Here is a 19,646-nt window from a genome sequence, read left to right on the forward strand (position 1 = left end):
CTTCGACATGGACGAAGTATGCGGATGGCGCGCAGTCTAATCAGGCTGCGCTCGCCTTACAATGCCCGGCCCTTGGACGTCCTATGCCCTGGTAGATGAAGCCCAGTTCCGCCATCCGCGCCGGTGCGTAGAGATTCCGACCGTCGACCAACAGGGGAGTTCGCATGGATCCACGGATTTTCTGGAAGTCCGGCTGGCGGAACTGTTTCCACTCGGTCACCAGCACCAGGGCATCGGCGCCCTCGACGGCCGCGTAGGGCGAGTCGTGGAGCGTCAACTGGGCGCACGCCAGCGCGTCCGGATAGCGTGCCGCGACCCCGGCGTTGGCCACCGGGTCATGGGCCCTGACCCGCACCCCGTGGCGCAGCAGCGCCTCCAGCAGGACCAGGCTCGGCGCCTCGCGCAGGTCGTCGGTACCCGGCTTGAAGGCCAGCCCCCAGAGCGCCACCGTGCGCCCTTGCCAGCGTCCCTGGAACAGTTCGCCGAGGGTCTCGAAGAGCAGTTCCTTCTGCCGCGCGTTGCGCGCTTCCACCGCACGCAGTATCTGGCTGTCGAAGCCCTGTTGCTCGGCGCTGCGGATCAGCGCGCGGACGTCCTTGGGAAAGCACGAGCCGCCGTAGCCGCAGCCGGCGTAGATGAAATGGGTACCGATGCGCTTGTCGCTACCCATGCCGCGGCGCACGTCCTCGATGTCGACGCCGGTGAGGGCGCACAGCCCGGCCATCTCGTTCATGAAGGAAATCTTGGTGGCGAGGAAGGCATTGGCCGCGTACTTGCTGAACTCGGCCTCGCGGCGCCCCATCAGCAGGACCCGTTCGTGATTGCGCAGGAACGGCGCGTAGAGCTGGCGCAGGGTTTCCCCGGCCTGCGTCTCGGCGCTGCCGATGATGACCCGGTCCGGGCGCCTGAAGTCGTCCACCGCCGAGCCTTCCTTGAGGAACTCCGGATTGCTCGCCACCGCCACCCGGAAGCGCTTGCGCCGGCGCGCCAGGCCCAGGCGGATGATCTCTTCGACCCGTTCGGCGGTGCCCACCGGCACGGTCGACTTGTTGACCACGATGCAGGCCTGGCGCAGTTGCGCGCCAAGTTGCTCGGCGACCGCCAGCACGTGGCTGAGGTCGGCCGAGCCGTCCTCGCCGCACGGCGTGCCGACGGCGATGAACACCACTTCGGCGTCGGCCAGGCCTTCCGCCAGGCTGGCGGTGAAGGTCAGGCGGGCGGCGTCCAGCTGATCGCGCAGGATGCTTTCCAGGCCCGGTTCGTAGATCGGCATCTCGCCGCGTCTCAGCCGCGCGACCCGCTCGCGGTCACGCTCCACGCAACGCACCTGGTTGCCCATCTCGGCGAAACAGGCCGCCGTCACCAGTCCCACATAGCCCGCACCAATCACGCATAGCCGCATGGCGTCGTCCTCCGCTGGCCTCGCCCTCTCTCTGCGGACGATTGCAGCCAAGCGCGGTGGCAGGCGCGTGACGCTGGCGTGAAGCTACCGTGACAGAACCCGCGCGGATGCCTGGGGTCCACCCAAGGTAGGCGGAAAAAACAGGAGGCTCCCATGTCCATCGAAATCGATTCGGAACAAGGCGTCTGCAGCGTGGAGATCGAAGGCAGCCGGCATCGCGCGCCGGTCGACAGCCTGCGCATCGGTACCGACGCCGAGGCGCGCCTGTCGGTGCTCTACATCGACGGCAAGCGCCTGCACATCAGCGAGGAAGACGCCCAGCGGCTGGTGGTCGCCGGCGCCGAGGACCAGCGCAGGCACCTGATGGCGGACGATTGACGCCCTCAGGCGTCCGCCAGCAACAGGTAGGGAGAACTGCGCAGGCTGTCGAGTCCGGCGCGAAACATGCGTTCGGCGCGGTTCCAGGGATCGTCGCGCAGGCGCTCGGTCCAGGCCAGGGTGCCGCAGATGCCGTCCCAGAGCGATTGCAGATAGATGCTGGCCAGCTCGACGTCCAGCCGCGCCGGCAGTTCGCCGCGCTCCACCGCCCGGCGGATCTGCCGGAGGCCGAAGCGTTGCCCCTGCTTCTCGAGCAGCTCGCGGCGGCGCAACAGCGGCTCGTTCTCGTCGCTGCGTTCGCACTTGAGGTAGAGGATCTCCAGCACCCGCTGCACCGAACCGGGCTCGCAGCACTGGCGGAGAAAGCCCATGCCGGCGCGCAGGAGGATATCCAGCGCCGGCACCCTGGCGTTTTCGTCGGGTACCTCGATCTGGCCGAAGGCGCGGTCGCACATCGCCAGGCAGACCTCGATCTTGTTCTTGTAGTGGCCGTAGACCGCACCGCGAGAAACCCCGGCGGCGTCCGCCAGGTCGGCCATGGCAGTGGTGCCCACGCCCTTTTCCAGGAAAACCCGCTCGGCGGCATCGAGTATGCCGTCGCGGGTTTTCTGGGATTCCTCTTTGGTTTTCCTGGCCACTGAACGTCCTCACAAGGGAAAGGCGCCGCAGATCATAAGGATATGTTACAGAAACGCCAATTAATTAATCACTCATGATTGATTATATGCTACTGTCGCGCCGCTCGTGAGTTGCGGTGCCCTTTCCCGGGCAAGCTCGCGAGTTCACGAATCGAGGGACACCCATGCACATCCAATGGACCGGCTCGCTGCGCGGGCTGCTGGCGGCCCTGGTCGCCCTATTCCTGCTGGGCTGCGAAGAAGCAGCGGACGCCGGGAAGACTGCGGAGGCCCCCGCCGAGGTCGGCGTGATCGTCGCCAGGCCGGCGCCTATCGGCATCACCAGCGAGCTGCCCGGACGCCTGGAAGCGTACCGCCAGGCTGAAGTGCGGGCGCGCGTCGCCGGCATCGTCACCCGTCGCCTGTACGAGGAAGGCCAGGACGTCCGCGCCGGCACCGTGCTGTTCCAGATCGACCCTGCGCCCTTGAAGGCGGCCCTGGACATCAGCCGCGGCGCCCTGGCCCGGGCCGAGGCCAGCCACGCGGCGGCGGCCGACAAGCTCAAGCGCTACGCCGACCTGATCAAGGACCGCGCCATCAGCGAACGCGAGTACACCGAAGCGCAGACCGACGCGCGCCAGGCCCTGGCGCAGATCGCCTCGGCCAAGGCCGAACTGGAGCAGGCCCGCCTGCGCCTGGGCTACGCCACGGTCACCGCGCCGATCGACGGCCGCGCGCGGCGTGCGCTGGTCACCGAAGGCGCGCTGGTCGGCGAGGACTCGCCGACACCTCTGACCCGCGTCGAGCAGATCGATCCGATCTACGTGAACTTCTCCCAGCCGGCCGGCGAAGTCGCCGCCATGCAGCGGGCGATCCGCGAAGGCCAGGTGAAGGGTGTCGCCGACAAGGACATCGCCGTGCGCCTGGTCCTGGCCGACGGCAGCGAGTACCCGCTGGCCGGCGAGCTGCTGTTCTCCGACCTGGCGGTCGACCCCGGCACCGACACCATCGCCATGCGTGCCCTGTTCCGCAATCCGCATCGCGAATTGCTGCCCGGCGGCTACGTGCAGGTGCGCCTGCAGCGCGCGGTGAACCCGCAGGCGATCACCGTCCCGCGCGACGCGCTGATCCGTACCGCCCAGTCCGCCGTGGTCAAGGTGGTCAACCCACAGGGCGTGGTGGAAGACGTGGAGGTCCGCGCCGACACCCTGCAGGGCCGTGACTGGATCATCAGCCGCGGGCTCAAGGGCGGCGAGCGGGTGATCGTCGAGAACGCCGCCCAGCATGCCGCCGGCTCCAGCGTCCAGGCGGTGGTCCGCCAGCCGGCCAGCGCCGACGCCCCCTCACCGCTGGCCGCGTCGCCGGCGGGCCAGTGACGGAGAACGCTACGAATGGCTCGTTTCTTCATTGACCGGCCGGTCTTCGCCTGGGTGATCTCCCTGCTGATCGTGCTCGCCGGGGTCCTGGCGATCCGCTTCCTGCCGGTCGCCCAGTACCCGGACATCGCGCCGCCGGTGGTCAACGTCAGCGCCAGCTATCCCGGCGCCTCGGCCAAGGTGGTCGAGGAAGCGGTGACCGCGATCATCGAGCGCGAGATGAACGGCGCGCCCGGCCTGCTCTACACCAAGGCCACCAGCAGCACCGGCCAGGCTTCGCTGACCCTGACCTTCCGCCAGGGCGTGAACGCCGACCTCGCCGCGGTGGAAGTGCAGAACCGCCTGAAGATCGTCGAGTCGCGCCTGCCCGAGTCGGTGCGGCGCGACGGCATCTATGTGGAGAAGGCGGCGGACAGCATCCAGCTGATCGTTACCCTTACCTCCTCCAGCGGCCGCTACGACGCCATGGAACTGGGCGAGATCGCCTCGTCCAACGTGTTGCAGGCGCTGCGCCGGGTGGAGGGCGTGGGCAAGGTCGAGACCTGGGGCGCCGAGTACGCCATGCGCATCTGGCCCGACCCGGCCAAGCTGACCTCGATGAACCTCAGCGCCAGCGACCTGGTCAACGCCGTGCGCCGGCACAACGCCCGCCTCACCGTGGGCGACATCGGCAACCTCGGGGTCCCCGACTCGGCGCCGATCAGCGCCACGGTGAAGGTCGACGACACCCTGGTGACGCCCGAGCAGTTCGGCGAGATTCCGCTGCGCATCCGCGCCGACGGCGGCGCGATCCGCCTGCGCGACGTGGCCCGCGTCGAGTTCGGCCAGAGCGAGTACGGCTTCGTCTCGCGGGTCAACCAGATGACCGCCACCGGCCTGGCGGTGAAGATGGCGCCCGGCTCCAACGCGGTGGCCACCGCCAAGCGCATCCGCGCCACCCTCGACGAGCTGTCGCGCTACTTCCCGGAGGGCGTGAGCTACAACATCCCCTATGACACCTCGGCGTTCGTCGAGATCTCGATCAGGAAGGTGGTCAGCACCCTGCTCGAGGCGATGCTGCTGGTGTTCGCCGTGATGTACCTGTTCATGCAGAACTTCCGCGCCACCCTGATCCCGACACTGGTGGTGCCGGTGGCCCTGCTGGGCACCTTCACGGTGATGCTCGGCCTGGGCTTCTCGATCAACGTGCTGACCATGTTCGGCATGGTCCTGGCGATCGGCATCCTGGTGGACGACGCGATCATCGTGGTGGAGAACGTCGAGCGGCTGATGGCCGAGGAAGGCCTGTCGCCGCACAACGCCACGGTCAAGGCGATGCGCCAGATCAGCGGGGCCATCGTCGGCATCACCGTGGTGCTGGTCTCGGTGTTCGTGCCGATGGCGTTCTTCAGCGGCGCGGTGGGCAACATCTACCGCCAGTTCGCGGTGACCCTGGCGGTCTCCATCGGCTTCTCGGCGTTCCTCGCGCTGTCGCTGACCCCGGCCCTGTGCGCCACCCTGCTGCGCCCGATCGACGCCGACCACCATGAGAAGCGCGGCTTCTTCGGCTGGTTCAACCGCGCCTTCCTGCGCCTGACCGGACGCTACCGCAACGCGGTGGCCGGCATCCTCGCCCGGCCGATCCGCTGGATGCTGGTCTACGCCCTGGTCATCGGCGTGGTCGCCCTGCTCTTCGTGCGCCTGCCGCAGGCGTTCCTGCCGGAAGAGGACCAGGGCGACTTCATGATCATGGTGATGCAGCCCGAAGGCACGCCGATGGCGGAGACCATGGCCAACGTCGGCGACGTCGAGCGCTACCTGGCGGAGCACGAACCGGTGGCCTACGCCTATGCGGTCGGCGGCTTCAGCCTGTACGGCGACGGCACCAGCTCGGCGATGATCTTCGCCACCCTGAAGGACTGGTCGGAACGCCGGGAGGCCAGCCAGCACGTCGGCGCCATCGTCGAGCGCATCAACCAGCGCTTCGCCGGCCTGCCCAACCGTACGGTGTATGCGATGAACTCGCCGCCGCTGCCGGACCTGGGTTCCACCAGCGGCTTCGACTTCCGCCTGCAGGACCGTGGCGGGGTTGGCTACGAGGCCCTGGTCAAGGCCCGCGACCAGTTGCTGGCGCGCGCCGCCGAGGACCCGCGTCTGGCCAACGTGATGTTCGCCGGCCAGGGCGAGGCGCCGCAGATCCGCCTGGACATCGACCGGCGCAAGGCGGAGACCCTTGGCGTGAGCATGGACGAGATCAACACCACCCTGGCGGTGATGTTCGGCTCGGACTACATCGGCGACTTCATGCACGGCAGCCAGGTGCGCAAGGTGGTGGTCCAGGCCGACGGCGCCAAGCGCCTGGGCATCGACGACATCGGCCGGCTTCACGTGCGCAACGAGCAGGGCGAGATGGTGCCGCTGGCGACGTTCGCCAAGGCCGCCTGGACCCTCGGCCCGCCGCAACTGACCCGCTACAACGGCTATCCCTCGTTCAACCTCGAGGGCCAGGCCGCGCCGGGCTACAGCAGCGGCGAAGCCATGCAGGCGATGGAGGAATTGATGCAGGGCCTGCCCGAGGGCATCGCCCACGAGTGGTCCGGCCAGTCCTTCGAAGAACGCCTGTCCGGCGCCCAGGCGCCGGCGCTGTTCGCCCTCTCGGTGTTGATCGTGTTCCTCGCCCTGGCCGCCCTCTACGAAAGCTGGTCGATCCCGCTGGCGGTGATCCTGGTGGTGCCGCTGGGCGTACTCGGCGCACTGCTCGGGGTGAGCCTGCGCGGTCTGCCCAACGACATCTACTTCAAGGTCGGCCTGATCACCATCATCGGCCTCTCGGCGAAGAACGCCATCCTCATCATCGAGGTGGCCAAGGACCATTACCAGGAAGGCATGAGCCTGCTGCAGGCGACCCTGGAGGCCGCGCGCCTGCGCCTGCGACCGATCGTCATGACCTCGCTGGCGTTCGGTTTCGGCGTGGTCCCGCTGGCGCTCTCCAGCGGCGCCGGTTCCGGCGCCCAGGTCGCCATCGGCACCGGGGTGCTCGGCGGGATCGTCACCGCCACGGTACTCGCGGTGTTCCTGGTACCGCTGTTCTTCCTGGTGGTCGGGCGCCTGTTCCGGTTGCGCAAGGCGCCGCGCACCGGCAACTCGCCCCAGATCCCCACGGAGCAAGCCTGATGCCCCTAGCGAAACTCTCGCTCCCCACCCTGGCACTGTGCGTCGGGCTGCTCGGCGCCTGCCCGCCGACGCCTCGCCAGCCGCGCGCGGCCCCCATCGTTCCGGCCAGCGGCCCCGACCTTCGGGGCAAGCTGGACGACTGGCAACAGCAGTTCACCGACCCGCTGCTGCGACAGATGATCGGCTACGCGCCGGCGCTATCCGGCGCGCAAGCCTGAATTCCGCCGTCCTTTTCCCACCCTAGTCGGCCGCTGGCAGCGCTCGGCTGAAGCGGTAGAACAGGTTCGGCTCGCTGACCACGTACAGGCTGCCCCGGTCGTCCATCGCCAACCCTTCGGCCTGCGGCACGTCGTCCGTCAGGCCATGGTTGCCGCCACGCAGGGTCAGGCTGCCGAGCGGATCCCCGGCGCGATCCAGTTCGATGACCACCCGCGACTCGTCGGAAAGCACCAGCAGGTGATCGCTGGCCTTGTCGTAGTAGAGGCTCGACAGATCGGTGAGGAACAACCCGCGATCGCGCTGCGGGTCGCCGCCGACGCTCAGGTCGAGCGCCTCGCCGCGGTCGTTGAAGAAGCCGTTTACCTCGATGATGCCCACCGGCGCCTTTTCCCGGGCCACGAACAGGCGCTCGCGCAGCGGGTCGTAGGCCAACCCCTCGAAGCCCTTGTTGCGCTTGTTTGCACTGCCCAGGGAGAACTTCCGGGCGTTGCGCGGATCGTCGATGTCGATCACCCGGGTGTCGGCGTCAACATGGATCTCCACCAGGCGTTGGCGACGCTCCTCGGCGACCACGTAGACGCCGGGCCGGATGTACTCGATAGCCTCCGGATCCTGGAAACCGCGCAGGGGGATGCGTCGCAGCAATTCGCCGTCCAGCGACAGCTCGAGGAAATGCGGGTCCTGGTTGGTCACGCTGACCAGGCTGCGCCGGCTGGGGTCGAAGGACAGCGCCGACACGTTGGACTCCGCGCCCAGCACGCGGGCTTCGATATCGACTCGATAGTCGGCCAGGCGCAGGGCGTTCTCGCGCGCAACATCGCCGCCGTAGCGCTGCTCCAGCTTGAACCAGATTCGCTCGAACGCGCGCTGCTGCTGGCCCGCCACCAGCAGCGCAAGCAACGCGGCGAGCAGGCAAGCCAGCAGCGTCCTGTAGGTCATCAGCCGACTCATCGTTACGACTCCTCCGAGAAACACAGTGTTCGGCGAAGCAGAACAGAGCCATCCGCGCCCTTTCATGAGGCGCCGATTAAATCTTTCTGACAAGCATCTTTCACGGCTGTCATTTTTCCCCCGTTCCAGGCGTTGACAGGATTTCGGCGCAGCTTTACGTTAACGTAAAGGTAAACAAGCAGGTGCCAGCGCATGTCCATCACCTACACCATCTCCGATCTCGCCCGCGAACTGGACATCACCACCCGCGCCATCCGCTTCTACGAGGAGCAAGGCCTGCTCTCCCCCGAGCGACGCGGCCAGGAACGCATCTATTCGCCGCGCGACAAGGTCAGCCTGAAGCTGATCCTGCGCGGCAAGCGCATCGGTTTTTCCCTCGCCGAATGCCGCGAACTGATCGAGCTCTACGACCCGGACCCGAGCAGCGGCAACCAGAAGCAGTTGAACACCATGCTGGAGAAGATCGCCGAGCGCCGCGCCCAGCTGGAACAACAGTTGCTGGACATCGAACAGATGCAGCTGGAACTGGATACTGCCGAGGAGCGCTGTCGAGCGGCGCTGATCAAAAGCTATAACAAACAAACAGTTGCAACATAAACCTAATTCGAAGCTTTAAACCGGACAAGCACAATTACAGGTGAAAGCATGACCTATCCCAGCCTCAACTTCGCCCTCGGCGAAACCATCGACATGCTCCGCGACCAGGTCCGCGGCTTCGTCAACGCCGAACTACAGCCGCGCGCCGCGCAGATCGACCAGGACAACCAGTTCCCCATGGACATGTGGCGCAAGTTCGGCGAGATGGGCCTGCTCGGCATCACCGTCGACGAGGAGTACGGCGGTTCGGCGCTGGGCTACCTGGCCCACGCCGTGGTCATGGAAGAGATCAGCCGGGCCTCGGCCTCGGTGGCGCTCTCCTATGGCGCGCATTCCAACCTCTGCGTCAACCAGATCAAGCGCAACGGCAACGCCGAACAGAAGGCCCGCTACCTGCCGGCCCTGGTATCCGGCGAACACATCGGTGCGCTGGCGATGAGCGAACCCAACGCCGGCTCCGACGTGGTCTCGATGAAGCTGCGCGCGGACCGGGTCGGCGACCGCTTCGTTCTCAACGGCAGCAAGATGTGGATCACCAACGGTCCCGACGCCCATACCTATGTGATCTACGCCAAGACCGACGCGGACAAGGGCGCGCACGGGATCACCGCGTTCATCGTCGAGCGCGACTGGAAAGGCTTCAGTCGCGGGCCGAAGCTGGACAAGCTGGGCATGCGCGGCTCGAACACCTGCGAACTGATCTTCCAGGACGTCGAGGTACCCGAGGAGAACGTCCTCGGCGCGGTCAACGGCGGGGTCAAGGTACTGATGAGCGGCCTCGACTACGAGCGCGTGGTGCTTTCCGGCGGCCCGGTGGGAATCATGCAGGCGTGCATGGACGTGGTGGTGCCGTACATCCATGACCGCCGCCAGTTCGGCCAGAGCATCGGCGAATTCCAGCTGGTCCAGGGCAAGGTGGCCGACATGTACACCGCCCTCAACGCCAGCCGCGCCTACCTGTACGCCGTGGCCGCCGCCTGCGACCGCGGCGAGACGACCCGCAAGGACGCCGCCGGGGTGATCCTCTACAGCGCCGAGCGCGCCACCCAGATGGCCCTGGACGCGATCCAGATCCTCGGCGGCAACGGCTACATCAACGAGTTTCCCACCGGCCGCCTGTTGCGCGACGCCAAGCTCTACGAGATCGGCGCCGGCACCAGCGAGATCCGCCGCATGCTGATCGGCCGCGAGCTGTTCAACGAAACCCGCTGAAGCCTCGCTCTTCCCGGCCCTTTTCCGCCAGGGAGAGGGCATTCCATTGCATCGACAGGCGCATCGCCAGGTCGGGAGCGGGCGCCAACCGCTTCCGCCCACCTCGACACGGAGCCACCGCCATGGCCATCCTGCACACCCAGATCAATCCACGCTCCGCCGAGTTCGCGGCCAACGCCGCGACCATGCTGGAACAGGTCAACGCCCTGCGCACCCTCCTCGGCCGCATCCACGAAGGCGGCGGTAGCGCCGCCCAGGCCCGGCACAGCGCGCGCGGCAAGCTGCTGGTGCGCGAACGCATCAACCGCCTGCTCGACCCCGGCTCGCCGTTCCTCGAGCTTTCCGCCCTCGCCGCCCACGAAGTCTACGGCGAAGAGGTCGCCGCCGCCGGCATCGTCGCCGGGATCGGCCGGGTCGAAGGGGTGGAATGCATGATCGTCGGCAACGATGCCACGGTGAAGGGCGGCACCTACTATCCGCTGACCGTGAAGAAGCACCTGCGGGCCCAGGCCATCGCCCTGGAGAACCGCCTGCCATGCATCTACCTGGTGGACTCTGGCGGCGCCAACCTGCCGCGCCAGGACGAGGTGTTCCCCGACCGCGAGCACTTCGGCCGGATCTTCTTCAACCAGGCCAACATGAGTGCCCGCGGCATCCCGCAGATCGCCGTGGTCATGGGCTCCTGCACCGCCGGCGGGGCCTACGTGCCGGCGATGTCCGACGAAACCGTGATGGTGCGCGAACAGGCCACCATCTTCCTCGCCGGGCCGCCGCTGGTGAAGGCCGCTACCGGCGAGGTGGTCAGCGCCGAGGAACTTGGCGGCGCCGACGTGCACTGCAAGGTCTCAGGGGTCGCCGACCACTATGCCGAGGACGATGACCATGCCCTGGCCATCGCCCGCCGCTGCGTCGCCAACCTCAACTGGCGCAAGCAGGGCCAGCTGCAATGCCGTGCACCGCGCGCGCCGCTGTACCCCGCCGAGGAGCTGTACGGGGTGATTCCCGCCGACAGCAAGCAGCCCTACGACGTGCGCGAAGTGATCGCACGACTGGTGGACGGCTCCGAGTTCGACGAGTTCAAGGCGCTGTTCGGCACCACCCTGGTCTGCGGCTTCGCCCACCTGCACGGCTATCCGATCGCCATCCTGGCCAACAACGGGATCCTCTTCGCCGAGGCTGCGCAGAAAGGCGCGCACTTCATCGAACTGGCCTGCCAGCGTGGCATCCCGCTGCTGTTCCTGCAGAACATCACCGGTTTCATGGTCGGCCAGAAGTACGAGGCTGGCGGCATCGCCAAGCACGGCGCCAAGCTGGTGACCGCGGTGGCCTGCGCGCGGGTGCCGAAGTTCACCGTGCTGATCGGCGGCAGCTTCGGCGCCGGCAACTACGGCATGTGCGGACGCGCCTACGACCCGCGCTTCCTGTGGATGTGGCCGAACGCGAGGATCGGCGTGATGGGCGGCGAACAGGCCGCCGGGGTGCTCGCCCAGGTCAAGCGCGAGCAGGCCGAGCGCGCCGGCCAGCAGCTCGGCGTCGAAGAGGAGGCGAAGATCAAGGCGCCGATCCTCGAGCAGTACGAGCACCAGGGCCATCCCTACTACTCCAGCGCGCGACTGTGGGACGACGGCGTGATCGATCCGGCGCAGACCCGCGAGGTGCTCGCCCTGGCGCTTTCCGCCGCCCTCAACGCCCCCATCGAGCCGACCGCCTTCGGCGTGTTCCGCATGTGACGAGCAGACCAGCATGAGCGAATTCCAGACCATCCAGCTTGAGATCGACCCGCGCGGCGTAGCCACCCTGTGGCTGGACCGGGCGGAAAAGAACAACGCCTTCAATGCCGTCGTGATCGACGAACTGTTGCAGGCCATCGATCGCGTCGGCAGCGACCCGCAGGTCCGCCTGCTGGTGCTGCGCGGCCGTGGCCGGCACTTCTGCGGCGGTGCCGACCTGGCCTGGATGCAGCAGTCGGTGGACCTCGACTACCAGGGCAACCTGGCCGACGCCCAGCGCATCGCCGAACTCATGACCCATCTCTACAACCTGCCCAAGCCGACCCTGGCGGTGGTCCAGGGCGCGGTGTTCGGCGGCGGGGTCGGCCTGGTCAGTTGCTGCGATATGGCCATCGGCAGCGACGACGCGACCTTCTGCCTGTCCGAGGTACGCATCGGCCTGATCCCGGCGACCATCGCCCCGTTCGTGGTCAAGGCCATCGGCCAGCGCGCCGCGCGGCGCTATTCGCTGACCGCCGAGCGCTTCGACGGACGCCGCGCCAGCGAACTGGGCCTGCTCAGCGAAAGCTGTCCCGCCGCCGAACTGGAAAGCCAGGCCGAGGCCTGGATCGCCAACCTGCTGCAAAACAGCCCGCGCGCCCTGGTCGCCTGCAAGGCGCTCTACCATGAGGTCGAGGCCGCCGAGCTGAGCCCGGCGCTGCGCCGCTACACCGAGGCGGCCATCGCCCGCATCCGCATCAGCCCGGAAGGCCAGGAAGGCCTGCGCGCCTTCCTGGAGAAACGCACGCCCGCCTGGAGAAACGACGCATGAACCCGGACTACCGCAGCATCCAGCGCCTCCTGGTCGCCAACCGCGGCGAGATCGCCTGCCGGGTGATGCGCAGCGCGCGCGCCCTCGGCATCGGCAGCGTCGCCGTGCACAGCGACATCGACCGCCACGCCCGCCACGTCGCCGAAGCCGACATCGCCGTCGACCTGGGCGGCGCCAAGCCCGTCGACAGCTACCTGCGCGGCGACAGGATCATCGCCGCCGCCCTCGCCAGCGGCGCCCAGGCGATCCACCCCGGCTACGGCTTCCTCTCGGAGAACGCCGACTTCGCCCGCGCCTGCGAGGAAGCCGGCCTGCTCTTCCTCGGACCGCCGGCGGCGGCCATCGACGCCATGGGCAGCAAGTCGGCGGCCAAGGCGCTGATGGAAGAAGCCGGCGTGCCGCTGGTGCCCGGCTATCACGGCGAAGCCCAGGACCTCGAGACTTTCCGCCGGGAAGCCGGGCGCATCGGCTACCCGGTGCTGCTCAAGGCCGCCGCTGGCGGCGGCGGCAAGGGCATGAAGGTGGTGGAGCGCGAGGCCGAGCTGGCCGAGGCCCTTTCCTCCGCCCAGCGCGAGGCCAAGGCCGCCTTCGGCGACGCGCGGATGCTGGTGGAGAAATACCTGCTGAAGCCGCGCCACGTGGAGATCCAGGTATTCGCCGACCGCCATGGCCACTGCCTGTACCTCAACGAACGCGACTGTTCGATCCAGCGCCGCCACCAGAAGGTCGTCGAGGAAGCCCCCGCCCCCGGTCTCGGTGTGGAACTGCGCCGGGCCATGGGCGAGGCCGCGGTACGCGCGGCGCAGGCGATCGGCTACGTCGGCGCCGGTACCGTCGAATTCCTCCTCGACGAACGCGGCCAGTTCTTCTTCATGGAAATGAACACCCGCCTGCAGGTGGAACACCCGGTCACCGAGGCCATCACCGGCCTCGACCTGGTCGCCTGGCAGATCCGCGTCGCTCGCGGCGAGGCGCTGCCGCTGACACAGGAACAGGTGCCGCTGAACGGCCACGCCATCGAAGTGCGGCTCTACGCGGAAGACCCCGAGGGCGGCTTCCTCCCCGCCAGCGGCCGCCTGGCGCTGTACCGCGAAGCGCCCGCCGGCCCCGGCCGGCGGGTCGACAGCGGGGTACGCGAAGGCGACGAGGTCTCGCCGTTCTACGACCCGATGCTGGCCAAGCTGATCGCCTGGGGCGAAACCCGCGAGGAAGCCCGCCAGCGCCTGCTGGCGATGCTGGCGGAAACCTCGGTCGGCGGCCTGCGCACCAACCTGGCGTTCCTCCGCCGCATCCTCGGCCATTCGGCGTTCGCCGCCGCCGAACTGGACACCGGGTTCATCGCGCGCCACCAAGACGACCTGCTGCCGGCGCCGCAAGCGCTGCCGGAGCATTTCTGGCAAGCCGCCGCCGAAGCCTGGCTGCAGAGCGAACCGGGCCACCGTCGCGACGACGACCCGCATTCGCCGTGGAGCCGCAACGACGGCTGGCGCAGCGCCCTGGCGCGGGAGGCCGACCTGATGCTGCGCTGCCGCGACGAACGCCGCTGCGTCCGCCTGCGCCACGCCAGCCCCAGCCAGTATCGCCTGGACGGCGACGACCTGGTCAGCCGGGTGGACGGTGTCACCCGTCGCTCGGCGGCGTTGCGCCGCGGACGCCAGTTGTTCCTCGAATGGGAGGGCGAACTGCTGGCCATCGAAGCCGTCGACCCGATCGCCGAAGCCGAGGCCGCCCATGCCCACCAGGGTGGTTTGAGCGCGCCGATGAACGGCAGTATCGTGCGGGTCCTGGTCGAGCCCGGCCAGACGGTCGAAGCCGGCACCGCCCTGGTGGTGCTGGAGGCGATGAAGATGGAACACAGCATCCGCGCGCCCCACGCCGGGGTAGTGAAGGCGCTGTATTGCAGCGAGGGCGAACTGGTAGAGGAAGGCACGCCGCTGGTGGAGCTGGACGAGAACCAGGCCTGACAGCCAAGACGAGGAACAGCATGAACCTGCCGAAGAAGGTCCGCCTGGTGGAAGTCGGTCCGCGCGACGGACTGCAGAACGAGAAACAGCCGATCGAGGTGGCCGACAAGATCCGCCTGGTCGATGACCTGAGCGCCGCCGGCCTGGACTACATCGAAGTGGGCAGCTTCGTCTCGCCCAAGTGGGTGCCGCAGATGGCCGGCTCGGCCGAGGTGTTCGCCGGCATCCGCCAGCGTCCCGGCGTGACCTACGCGGCGCTGGCGCCGAACCTGAAAGGCTTCGAGGCGGCGCTGGAGTCGGGGGTGAAGGAAGTGGCGGTGTTCGCCGCCGCGTCGGAAGCCTTCTCCCAGCGCAACATCAACTGCTCGATCAAGGACAGCCTGGAGCGCTTCGTACCGGTGCTGGAGGCGGCGCGCCAGCACCAGGTGCGGGTGCGCGGCTACATTTCCTGCGTGCTCGGCTGTCCCTACGACGGCGATGTCGATCCGCGCCAGGTCGCCTGGGTCGCCCGCGAACTCCAGCAGATGGGCTGCTACGAAGTGTCCCTGGGCGACACCATCGGCGTCGGCACCGCCGGTGCCACCCGCCGGCTGATCGAGGCGGTGGCCAGCGAGGTTCCCCGCGAGCGCCTCGCCGGGCACTTCCACGACACCTACGGGCAGGCCCTGGCGAACATCTACGCCAGCCTGCTGGAAGGCGTCGCGGTATTCGACAGCTCGGTGGCCGGCCTCGGCGGTTGTCCCTACGCCAAGGGCGCCACCGGCAACGTCGCCAGCGAAGACGTCCTCTACCTGCTGAACGGCCTGGAGATCCATACCGGGGTCGACATGCACGCCCTGGTCGACGCCGGCCAGCGCATCTGCGCGGTGCTCGGCAAGAGCAACGGATCGCGAGCGGCGAAGGCGTTGCTGGCCAAGGCCTGAGAAGCGGCGGATAACCGCGGGCGGTTATCCGCCCTACCTGACATCACCCTCAGGCTCGGAGACTGCATCATCCACCCTGGGTGCCGTCATACCCCATCCGCCAACTGATAGCCCGAGTCGTCGCAAGCAGCCGTTCCGCCGCCGGCCCCTGCTCCTCGGCCTGGAAGATGCTCGCCGGGCCGACCACCGTGAGCACCGCCGCCACCCGCCCGCGGGCGTCGAACACCGGTGCCGAGAGCGCCTCCACCCCAGGCATCAGCAGCCCATGGATCGCATGCAGGCCGCGCGCGCGGATGCCCTCCAGCAGCACCGCGTAGGCCGCCGGGTCGGCCAGCGGATGGTCGGCGCGCCCAGCCAACTCTTCCTCGCGCAGCTCGGCCACCTCGCGTTCCGGCAGGAACGCGGCGAACACCAGGCCGGTGGACGAACCGAGCAGCGGCAGCACCGAGCCGACCTGGGTGACCACCGTCACCGCGCGCACCGCCTGTTCCACCTGTACCACGGTGGCGCCACGGTTGCCCCAGACGGCGAGGAAGCAGGTCTCGTTGAGCACGTCGCGCAGCTCGGCCAGCGGCGCGGCGGCGCTCTTCAGCACGTCCATGCTGTCCAGCGCCGCCAGGCCCACGCGCAGGGCCTCGCGCCCCAGCGAGTAATGATTGGTGGAGGCGTCCTGGACCGCGAAGCCGCTGGCGATCAATGCCTGCAGATAGCGATGGACCTTGCTCGCCGGCATCCCCACATGCTCCGCCAGGCGCGACAGCGAGGTCGCCGGGGAGAGTTCGGCGAGGGCCTTGAGGATATCGGTACCGACTTCGGCGGAGCGGACCTTCTGCTTGCCGGAGGTTTCGGCGGGACTGCTGTTCTTTTCCATGGACGCGGGTTCCTGCGGGCGGGGCCGACGTTATAGCTTGACGCTGCTTTCCACTCAAATTACGTTATGCGTAATTGAATTACGATAAAAATAACGCAGCCAGCGTGCCAGGTCCCCGGCGGATCGGCGGCAAGCTGCCCCCACTCCCCGGAGGCCTCAGATGAACCTCGACTCCACTGCCCTCGCCTATCAATCGGGCTTCGGCAACGAATTCAGCAGCGAAGCGCTCCCCGGCGCCCTGCCGGTCGGCCAGAACTCCCCGCAGAAAGCGCCCTACGGCCTGTACGCCGAACTGCTCTCCGGCACCGCCTTCACCATGGCTCGCAGCGAGGCCCGGCGCACCTGGCTATACCGCATCACGCCGTCGGCCAAGCATCCGCCGTTCCGCCGCCTGAAACGACAGATCGCCGGTGCCGAACTGGATGCGCCGACCCCCAACCGCCTGCGCTGGGATCCGCTGGCACTGCCCGAGCAGCCCACCGACTTCCTCGACGGCCTGCTGCGCATGGCCGCCAACGCGCCCGGCGACAAGCCCGCCGGCGTGAGCATCTACCAGTACCTGGCCAACCGCTCGATGGAGCGTTGCTTCTACGACGCCGACGGCGAACTGCTGCTGGTCCCGCAGTTGGGCCGCCTGCGCCTGTGCACCGAACTCGGCGCGCTGCAGGTCGAACCGCTGGAGATCGCGGTGATCCCGCGCGGGATGAAGTTCCGCGTCGAGCTGCTCGACGGCGAGGCACGCGGCTATATCGCCGAGAACCACGGCGCGCCGCTGCGCCTGCCCGACCTCGGCCCGATCGGCAGCAATGGCCTGGCCAATCCGCGCGACTTCCTGGCCCCGGTGGCGCGCTACGAAGACAGCCGCCAGCCGCTGCAACTGGTGCAGAAATACCTCGGCGAGCTGTGGGCCTGCGAGCTTGACCACTCGCCGCTGGACGTGGTCGCCTGGCACGGCAACAACGTGCCCTACAAGTACGACCTGCGCCGCTTCAACACCATCGGCACGGTCAGCTTCGACCACCCGGACCCGTCGATCTTCACCGTGCTGACCTCCCCCACCAGCGTCCATGGCCTGGCCAACATCGACTTCGTGATCTTCCCGCCGCGCTGGATGGTGGCCGAGAACACCTTCCGTCCGCCATGGTTCCACCGCAACCTGATGAACGAATTCATGGGCCTGATCCAGGGCGCCTATGACGCCAAGGCCGGCGGCTTCGTGCCCGGCGGCGCCTCGCTGCACAGTTGCATGAGCGCCCACGGCCCGGACGCGGAAAGCTGCGACAAGGCCATCGCCGCCGACCTCAAGCCGCACAGGATCGACCAGACCATGGCCTTCATGTTCGAGACCAGCCAGGTCCTCCGGCCGAGCCGTGCCGCCCTCGAGACGCCGGCCCTGCAGAATGACTACGATGCCTGCTGGGCGTCGCTCGTATCCACCTTCAACCCGCAACGGAGATAACCCCATGAACCAGCCAACCCCCACTCGTAGCTGGGTCGCCTCCGCCAATGGGCATGCCGACTTTCCCCTGCAAAACCTGCCGCTGGGCATCTTCAGCCGTGCCGGCCTGAGCCCGCGTTGCGGCGTGGCCATCGGCGACTCGATCCTCGACCTGGACGCGGCGCTGGCCGCCGGGCTGTTCGAGGGTGCCGCCGGCGTAGCCGCCGAAGCCACCCGCGGCGGCGCGCTGAACGCCTTCTTCGCCCTCGGCAAGCCGGCCCGCGTGGCGCTGCGCCAGCGCCTGCTGGAGCTGCTCGGCGAAGGCGCCGCGGAGCGCCCGGAACTGCTCCATCCGGCCGCCGAGTGCCAAATGCACCTACCGGCCAGGATCGGCGACTACACCGACTTCTACGTCGGCATCCGCCATGCCGAGAACGTCGGCAAGCTGTTCCGCCCGGACAACCCACTGCTGCCCAACTACAAGCACGTGCCCATCGGCTACCACGGCCGCGCCTCGACCGTGCGCGTCTCCGGCAGCGAAGTGCGCCGGCCCAACGGCCAGACCCTGCCGGCCGGCGCCAGCGAGCCGGTGTTCGGCCCCTGCGCGCGCCTGGACTACGAACTGGAGCTGGGCATCTGGATCGGCCAGGGCAACGCCCTCGGCGAAGCCATCCCGGTTTCCCGCGCCGCCGAGCACATCGCCGGCTTCTGCCTGCTCAACGACTGGTCGGCGCGCGACATCCAGGCCTGGGAATACCAACCGCTCGGCCCGTTCCTGTCGAAGAGCTTCATCACCAGCGTCTCGCCCTGGGTGGTCACCGCCGAAGCCCTGGAGCCGTTCCGCCGTGCCCAGCCAGCGCGCCCCGAAGGCGACCCGCGGCCGCTGCCGTATCTCTACGACGACAACGACCAGGCCCACGGCGCCTTCGACATCGAGCTGGAGGTCCTGCTGCTCACCGAGGGCCTGCGCGAGAAAGGCCTGCCGCCGCAGCGCCTGACCCTGAGCAACAGCCTGAGCATGTACTGGACGGTGGCGCAGATGGTCGCCCACCACAGCGTCAATGGCTGCCAGTTGCAGCCCGGCGACCTGTTCGGCTCCGGCACCCTGTCCGGCGCCGAGCCCGGCCAGTTCGGCTCGCTGCTGGAGATCACCGCTGGCGGCAAGCAGCCGGTGCAACTAGCCTCCGGCGAGACCCGGCGCTTCCTCGAGGACGGCGACGAGGTCATCCTCCGCGCTCGCTGCAAGCGCGAGGGACATGTCTCGATCGGTTTCGGCGAATGTCGCGGCAAGGTGCTCGCGGCCCTTCCGGGGGCGCGCGGATGAAGCTCTATACCTACTACCGTTCCACCTCCTCCTACCGGGTGCGCATCGCCCTGGCGCTGAAGGGGCTGGACTACCAGTCGCTGCCGGTCAACCTGGTCCGCGACGGCGGCGAACACCGCCAACCCGCCTACCTGGCGCTCAACCCGCAGGGCCGCGTACCGGCCCTGCAGGTCGACGAGGGCGAGCTGCTGATCCAGTCGCCGGCGATCATCGAGTACCTCGAGGAGCGCTACCCGCAACCCGCCCTGCTCTCCAGCGATCCGCTGCGCCGCGCCCGCGAGCGCGGAGTCGCGGCGCTGGTCGGCTGCGACATCCACCCGTTGCACAACGCCAGCGTGCTCAACCTGCTGCGCCAGTGGGGCCACGACGAAGAGCAGGTCCGGCAGTGGATCGGCCACTGGGTCGGCCAGGGTCTCGCCGCCGTCGAGCAACTGATCGGCGACCAGGGCTGGTGCTTCGGCGACCGGCCGGGCCTGGCCGACGTCTACCTGGTCCCGCAGCTCTACGCCGCCGAGCGCTTCGGCGTGGCGCTGGACGCCTGGCCACGGATCCGCCGGGTCGCCGACCTGGCCGCCGCCCATCCGGCGTTCCGCCAGGCCCATCCGGCCAACCAGCCGGACACCCCGGCCGCCTGAGGGACCGCAGAGTCCCGCTCCTGAAGATAAAGGGGGGCGTCCGCC

17 protein-coding genes are annotated in these 19,646 nt (G+C 68.4%); 13 read left to right on the forward strand and 4 right to left on the reverse strand.

Annotation, left to right across the window (positions count from 1 at the left end):
* Positions 1–40 precede the first annotated feature (40 nt).
* Positions 41–1,402 (reverse strand): UDP-glucose 6-dehydrogenase, encoded by a 1,362-nt coding sequence (locus ACTJJX_RS30555; RefSeq protein ID WP_016253509.1) that lies wholly within the window; start codon positions 1,400–1,402, stop codon positions 41–43.
* A gap of 153 nt (positions 1,403–1,555) precedes the next feature.
* Between ACTJJX_RS30555 and ACTJJX_RS30560 the strand changes: the two genes are divergently transcribed.
* Positions 1,556–1,780 carry a DUF3203 family protein gene (locus ACTJJX_RS30560; protein WP_003100372.1) on the forward strand — a complete coding sequence of 75 codons (225 nt, stop codon included), beginning with the start codon at positions 1,556–1,558 and terminating at the stop codon, positions 1,778–1,780.
* Positions 1,781–1,785: 5 nt separating this feature from the next.
* Here ACTJJX_RS30560 and mexZ read toward each other — a convergent pair whose 3' ends face one another.
* Complete coding sequence (mexZ, locus tag ACTJJX_RS30565) at positions 1,786–2,418, reverse strand: efflux pump transcriptional repressor MexZ (protein ID WP_003088626.1); 633 nt, start codon at positions 2,416–2,418, stop codon at positions 1,786–1,788.
* A gap of 164 nt (positions 2,419–2,582) precedes the next feature.
* On the opposite strand from mexZ, the gene mexX reads away from it, so the two are divergent.
* From mexX to ACTJJX_RS30580, 3 genes are read left to right on the forward strand one after another with little or no spacing between them, the layout of a single operon-like run.
* Positions 2,583–3,773 carry a multidrug efflux RND transporter periplasmic adaptor subunit MexX gene (gene mexX, locus ACTJJX_RS30570; protein WP_003118551.1) on the forward strand — a complete coding sequence of 397 codons (1,191 nt, stop codon included), beginning with the start codon at positions 2,583–2,585 and terminating at the stop codon, positions 3,771–3,773.
* Between the two features lie 15 nt (positions 3,774–3,788).
* Positions 3,789–6,926, forward strand: coding sequence for a multidrug efflux RND transporter permease subunit MexY (gene mexY, locus ACTJJX_RS30575; RefSeq protein WP_016851701.1), 3,138 nt, complete (start codon positions 3,789–3,791; stop codon positions 6,924–6,926).
* Positions 6,926–7,144 carry a hypothetical protein gene (locus ACTJJX_RS30580; RefSeq protein ID WP_003113507.1) on the forward strand — a complete coding sequence of 73 codons (219 nt, stop codon included), beginning with the start codon at positions 6,926–6,928 and terminating at the stop codon, positions 7,142–7,144. The genes mexY and ACTJJX_RS30580 overlap by 1 nt, the downstream gene beginning before the upstream one ends.
* A gap of 22 nt (positions 7,145–7,166) precedes the next feature.
* On the opposite strand, the gene ACTJJX_RS30585 is transcribed toward ACTJJX_RS30580, so the two are convergent.
* Positions 7,167–8,096: an SdiA-regulated domain-containing protein gene (locus tag ACTJJX_RS30585; protein WP_003088602.1), complete on the reverse strand. Its 930-nt coding sequence runs from the start codon at positions 8,094–8,096 to the stop codon at positions 7,167–7,169.
* 192 nt (positions 8,097–8,288) lie between these two features.
* On the opposite strand from ACTJJX_RS30585, the gene liuR reads away from it, so the two are divergent.
* The 6 genes from liuR to liuE all read left to right on the forward strand — a co-directional run bounded on the left by liuR (position 8,289) and on the right by liuE (position 15,333).
* Positions 8,289–8,693, forward strand: a complete 405-nt coding sequence (liuR, locus tag ACTJJX_RS30590; RefSeq protein ID WP_003124726.1) for a liu genes transcriptional regulator LiuR — start codon at positions 8,289–8,291, stop codon at positions 8,691–8,693.
* Between the two features lie 48 nt (positions 8,694–8,741).
* Positions 8,742–9,905: an isovaleryl-CoA dehydrogenase gene (liuA, locus tag ACTJJX_RS30595; protein WP_016851702.1), complete on the forward strand. Its 1,164-nt coding sequence runs from the start codon at positions 8,742–8,744 to the stop codon at positions 9,903–9,905.
* A 122-nt stretch (positions 9,906–10,027) separates the two neighbouring features.
* Positions 10,028–11,635 carry a methylcrotonyl-CoA carboxylase subunit beta gene (liuB, locus tag ACTJJX_RS30600; RefSeq protein WP_003100387.1) on the forward strand — a complete coding sequence of 536 codons (1,608 nt, stop codon included), beginning with the start codon at positions 10,028–10,030 and terminating at the stop codon, positions 11,633–11,635.
* A 13-nt stretch (positions 11,636–11,648) separates the two neighbouring features.
* Complete coding sequence (locus ACTJJX_RS30605; protein WP_003088598.1) at positions 11,649–12,446, forward strand: gamma-carboxygeranoyl-CoA hydratase; 798 nt, start codon at positions 11,649–11,651, stop codon at positions 12,444–12,446.
* The gene (liuD, locus tag ACTJJX_RS30610; protein ID WP_016851703.1) at positions 12,443–14,410 is read left to right on the forward strand and encodes a methylcrotonyl-CoA carboxylase subunit alpha; all 1,968 of its coding nucleotides are present in this window, start codon (positions 12,443–12,445) and stop codon (positions 14,408–14,410) included. Before ACTJJX_RS30605 ends, liuD begins: the two co-directional genes overlap by 4 nt.
* A gap of 20 nt (positions 14,411–14,430) precedes the next feature.
* Positions 14,431–15,333 (forward strand): bifunctional 3-hydroxy-3-isohexenylglutaryl-CoA lyase/hydroxymethylglutaryl-CoA lyase, encoded by a 903-nt coding sequence (gene liuE, locus ACTJJX_RS30615; protein WP_003100393.1) that lies wholly within the window; start codon positions 14,431–14,433, stop codon positions 15,331–15,333.
* 67 nt (positions 15,334–15,400) lie between these two features.
* Here liuE and ACTJJX_RS30620 read toward each other — a convergent pair whose 3' ends face one another.
* The gene (locus tag ACTJJX_RS30620; protein ID WP_003111362.1) at positions 15,401–16,204 is read right to left on the reverse strand and encodes an IclR family transcriptional regulator; all 804 of its coding nucleotides are present in this window, start codon (positions 16,202–16,204) and stop codon (positions 15,401–15,403) included.
* Positions 16,205–16,364: 160 nt separating this feature from the next.
* On the opposite strand from ACTJJX_RS30620, the gene hmgA reads away from it, so the two are divergent.
* Genes hmgA through maiA form a run of 3 tightly spaced genes read left to right on the forward strand, consistent with a single transcriptional unit; the run spans position 16,365 to position 19,601 of the window.
* The gene (hmgA, locus tag ACTJJX_RS30625) at positions 16,365–17,663 is read left to right on the forward strand and encodes a homogentisate 1,2-dioxygenase (RefSeq protein ID WP_016851704.1); all 1,299 of its coding nucleotides are present in this window, start codon (positions 16,365–16,367) and stop codon (positions 17,661–17,663) included.
* 4 nt (positions 17,664–17,667) lie between these two features.
* Complete coding sequence (gene fahA / locus ACTJJX_RS30630) at positions 17,668–18,966, forward strand: fumarylacetoacetase (protein ID WP_004343332.1); 1,299 nt, start codon at positions 17,668–17,670, stop codon at positions 18,964–18,966.
* Positions 18,963–19,601 carry a maleylacetoacetate isomerase gene (gene maiA, locus ACTJJX_RS30635; RefSeq protein WP_003100402.1) on the forward strand — a complete coding sequence of 213 codons (639 nt, stop codon included), beginning with the start codon at positions 18,963–18,965 and terminating at the stop codon, positions 19,599–19,601. The genes fahA and maiA overlap by 4 nt, the downstream gene beginning before the upstream one ends.
* Positions 19,602–19,646 lie beyond the last annotated feature (45 nt).

It is taken from the genome of Pseudomonas sp. 22490 (assembly GCF_052044465.1).
Lineage (GTDB): Bacteria > Pseudomonadota > Gammaproteobacteria > Pseudomonadales > Pseudomonadaceae > Pseudomonas > Pseudomonas aeruginosa.

What these genes read in the sequence shown, in the direction of transcription:
- maiA (WP_003100402.1), top strand. Translation starts at nt 18,963, where the DNA reads ATGAAGCTCTATACCTACTACCGTTCCACCTCCTCCTACCGGGTGCGC.
- liuA (WP_016851702.1), top strand. Translation starts at nt 8,742, where the DNA reads ATGACCTATCCCAGCCTCAACTTCGCCCTCGGCGAAACCATCGACATG.
- ACTJJX_RS30585 (WP_003088602.1), bottom strand. Translation starts at nt 8,096, where the DNA reads ATGAGTCGGCTGATGACCTACAGGACGCTGCTGGCTTGCCTGCTCGCC.
- ACTJJX_RS30580 (WP_003113507.1), top strand. Translation starts at nt 6,926, where the DNA reads ATGCCCCTAGCGAAACTCTCGCTCCCCACCCTGGCACTGTGCGTCGGG.
- ACTJJX_RS30560 (WP_003100372.1), top strand. Translation starts at nt 1,556, where the DNA reads ATGTCCATCGAAATCGATTCGGAACAAGGCGTCTGCAGCGTGGAGATC.
- mexX (WP_003118551.1), top strand. Translation starts at nt 2,583, where the DNA reads ATGCACATCCAATGGACCGGCTCGCTGCGCGGGCTGCTGGCGGCCCTG.
- ACTJJX_RS30620 (WP_003111362.1), bottom strand. Translation starts at nt 16,204, where the DNA reads ATGGAAAAGAACAGCAGTCCCGCCGAAACCTCCGGCAAGCAGAAGGTC.
- mexY (WP_016851701.1), top strand. Translation starts at nt 3,789, where the DNA reads ATGGCTCGTTTCTTCATTGACCGGCCGGTCTTCGCCTGGGTGATCTCC.
- liuD (WP_016851703.1), top strand. Translation starts at nt 12,443, where the DNA reads ATGAACCCGGACTACCGCAGCATCCAGCGCCTCCTGGTCGCCAACCGC.
- liuB (WP_003100387.1), top strand. Translation starts at nt 10,028, where the DNA reads ATGGCCATCCTGCACACCCAGATCAATCCACGCTCCGCCGAGTTCGCG.
- hmgA (WP_016851704.1), top strand. Translation starts at nt 16,365, where the DNA reads ATGAACCTCGACTCCACTGCCCTCGCCTATCAATCGGGCTTCGGCAAC.
- fahA (WP_004343332.1), top strand. Translation starts at nt 17,668, where the DNA reads ATGAACCAGCCAACCCCCACTCGTAGCTGGGTCGCCTCCGCCAATGGG.
- ACTJJX_RS30605 (WP_003088598.1), top strand. Translation starts at nt 11,649, where the DNA reads ATGAGCGAATTCCAGACCATCCAGCTTGAGATCGACCCGCGCGGCGTA.
- liuE (WP_003100393.1), top strand. Translation starts at nt 14,431, where the DNA reads ATGAACCTGCCGAAGAAGGTCCGCCTGGTGGAAGTCGGTCCGCGCGAC.
- ACTJJX_RS30555 (WP_016253509.1), bottom strand. Translation starts at nt 1,402, where the DNA reads ATGCGGCTATGCGTGATTGGTGCGGGCTATGTGGGACTGGTGACGGCG.
- liuR (WP_003124726.1), top strand. Translation starts at nt 8,289, where the DNA reads ATGTCCATCACCTACACCATCTCCGATCTCGCCCGCGAACTGGACATC.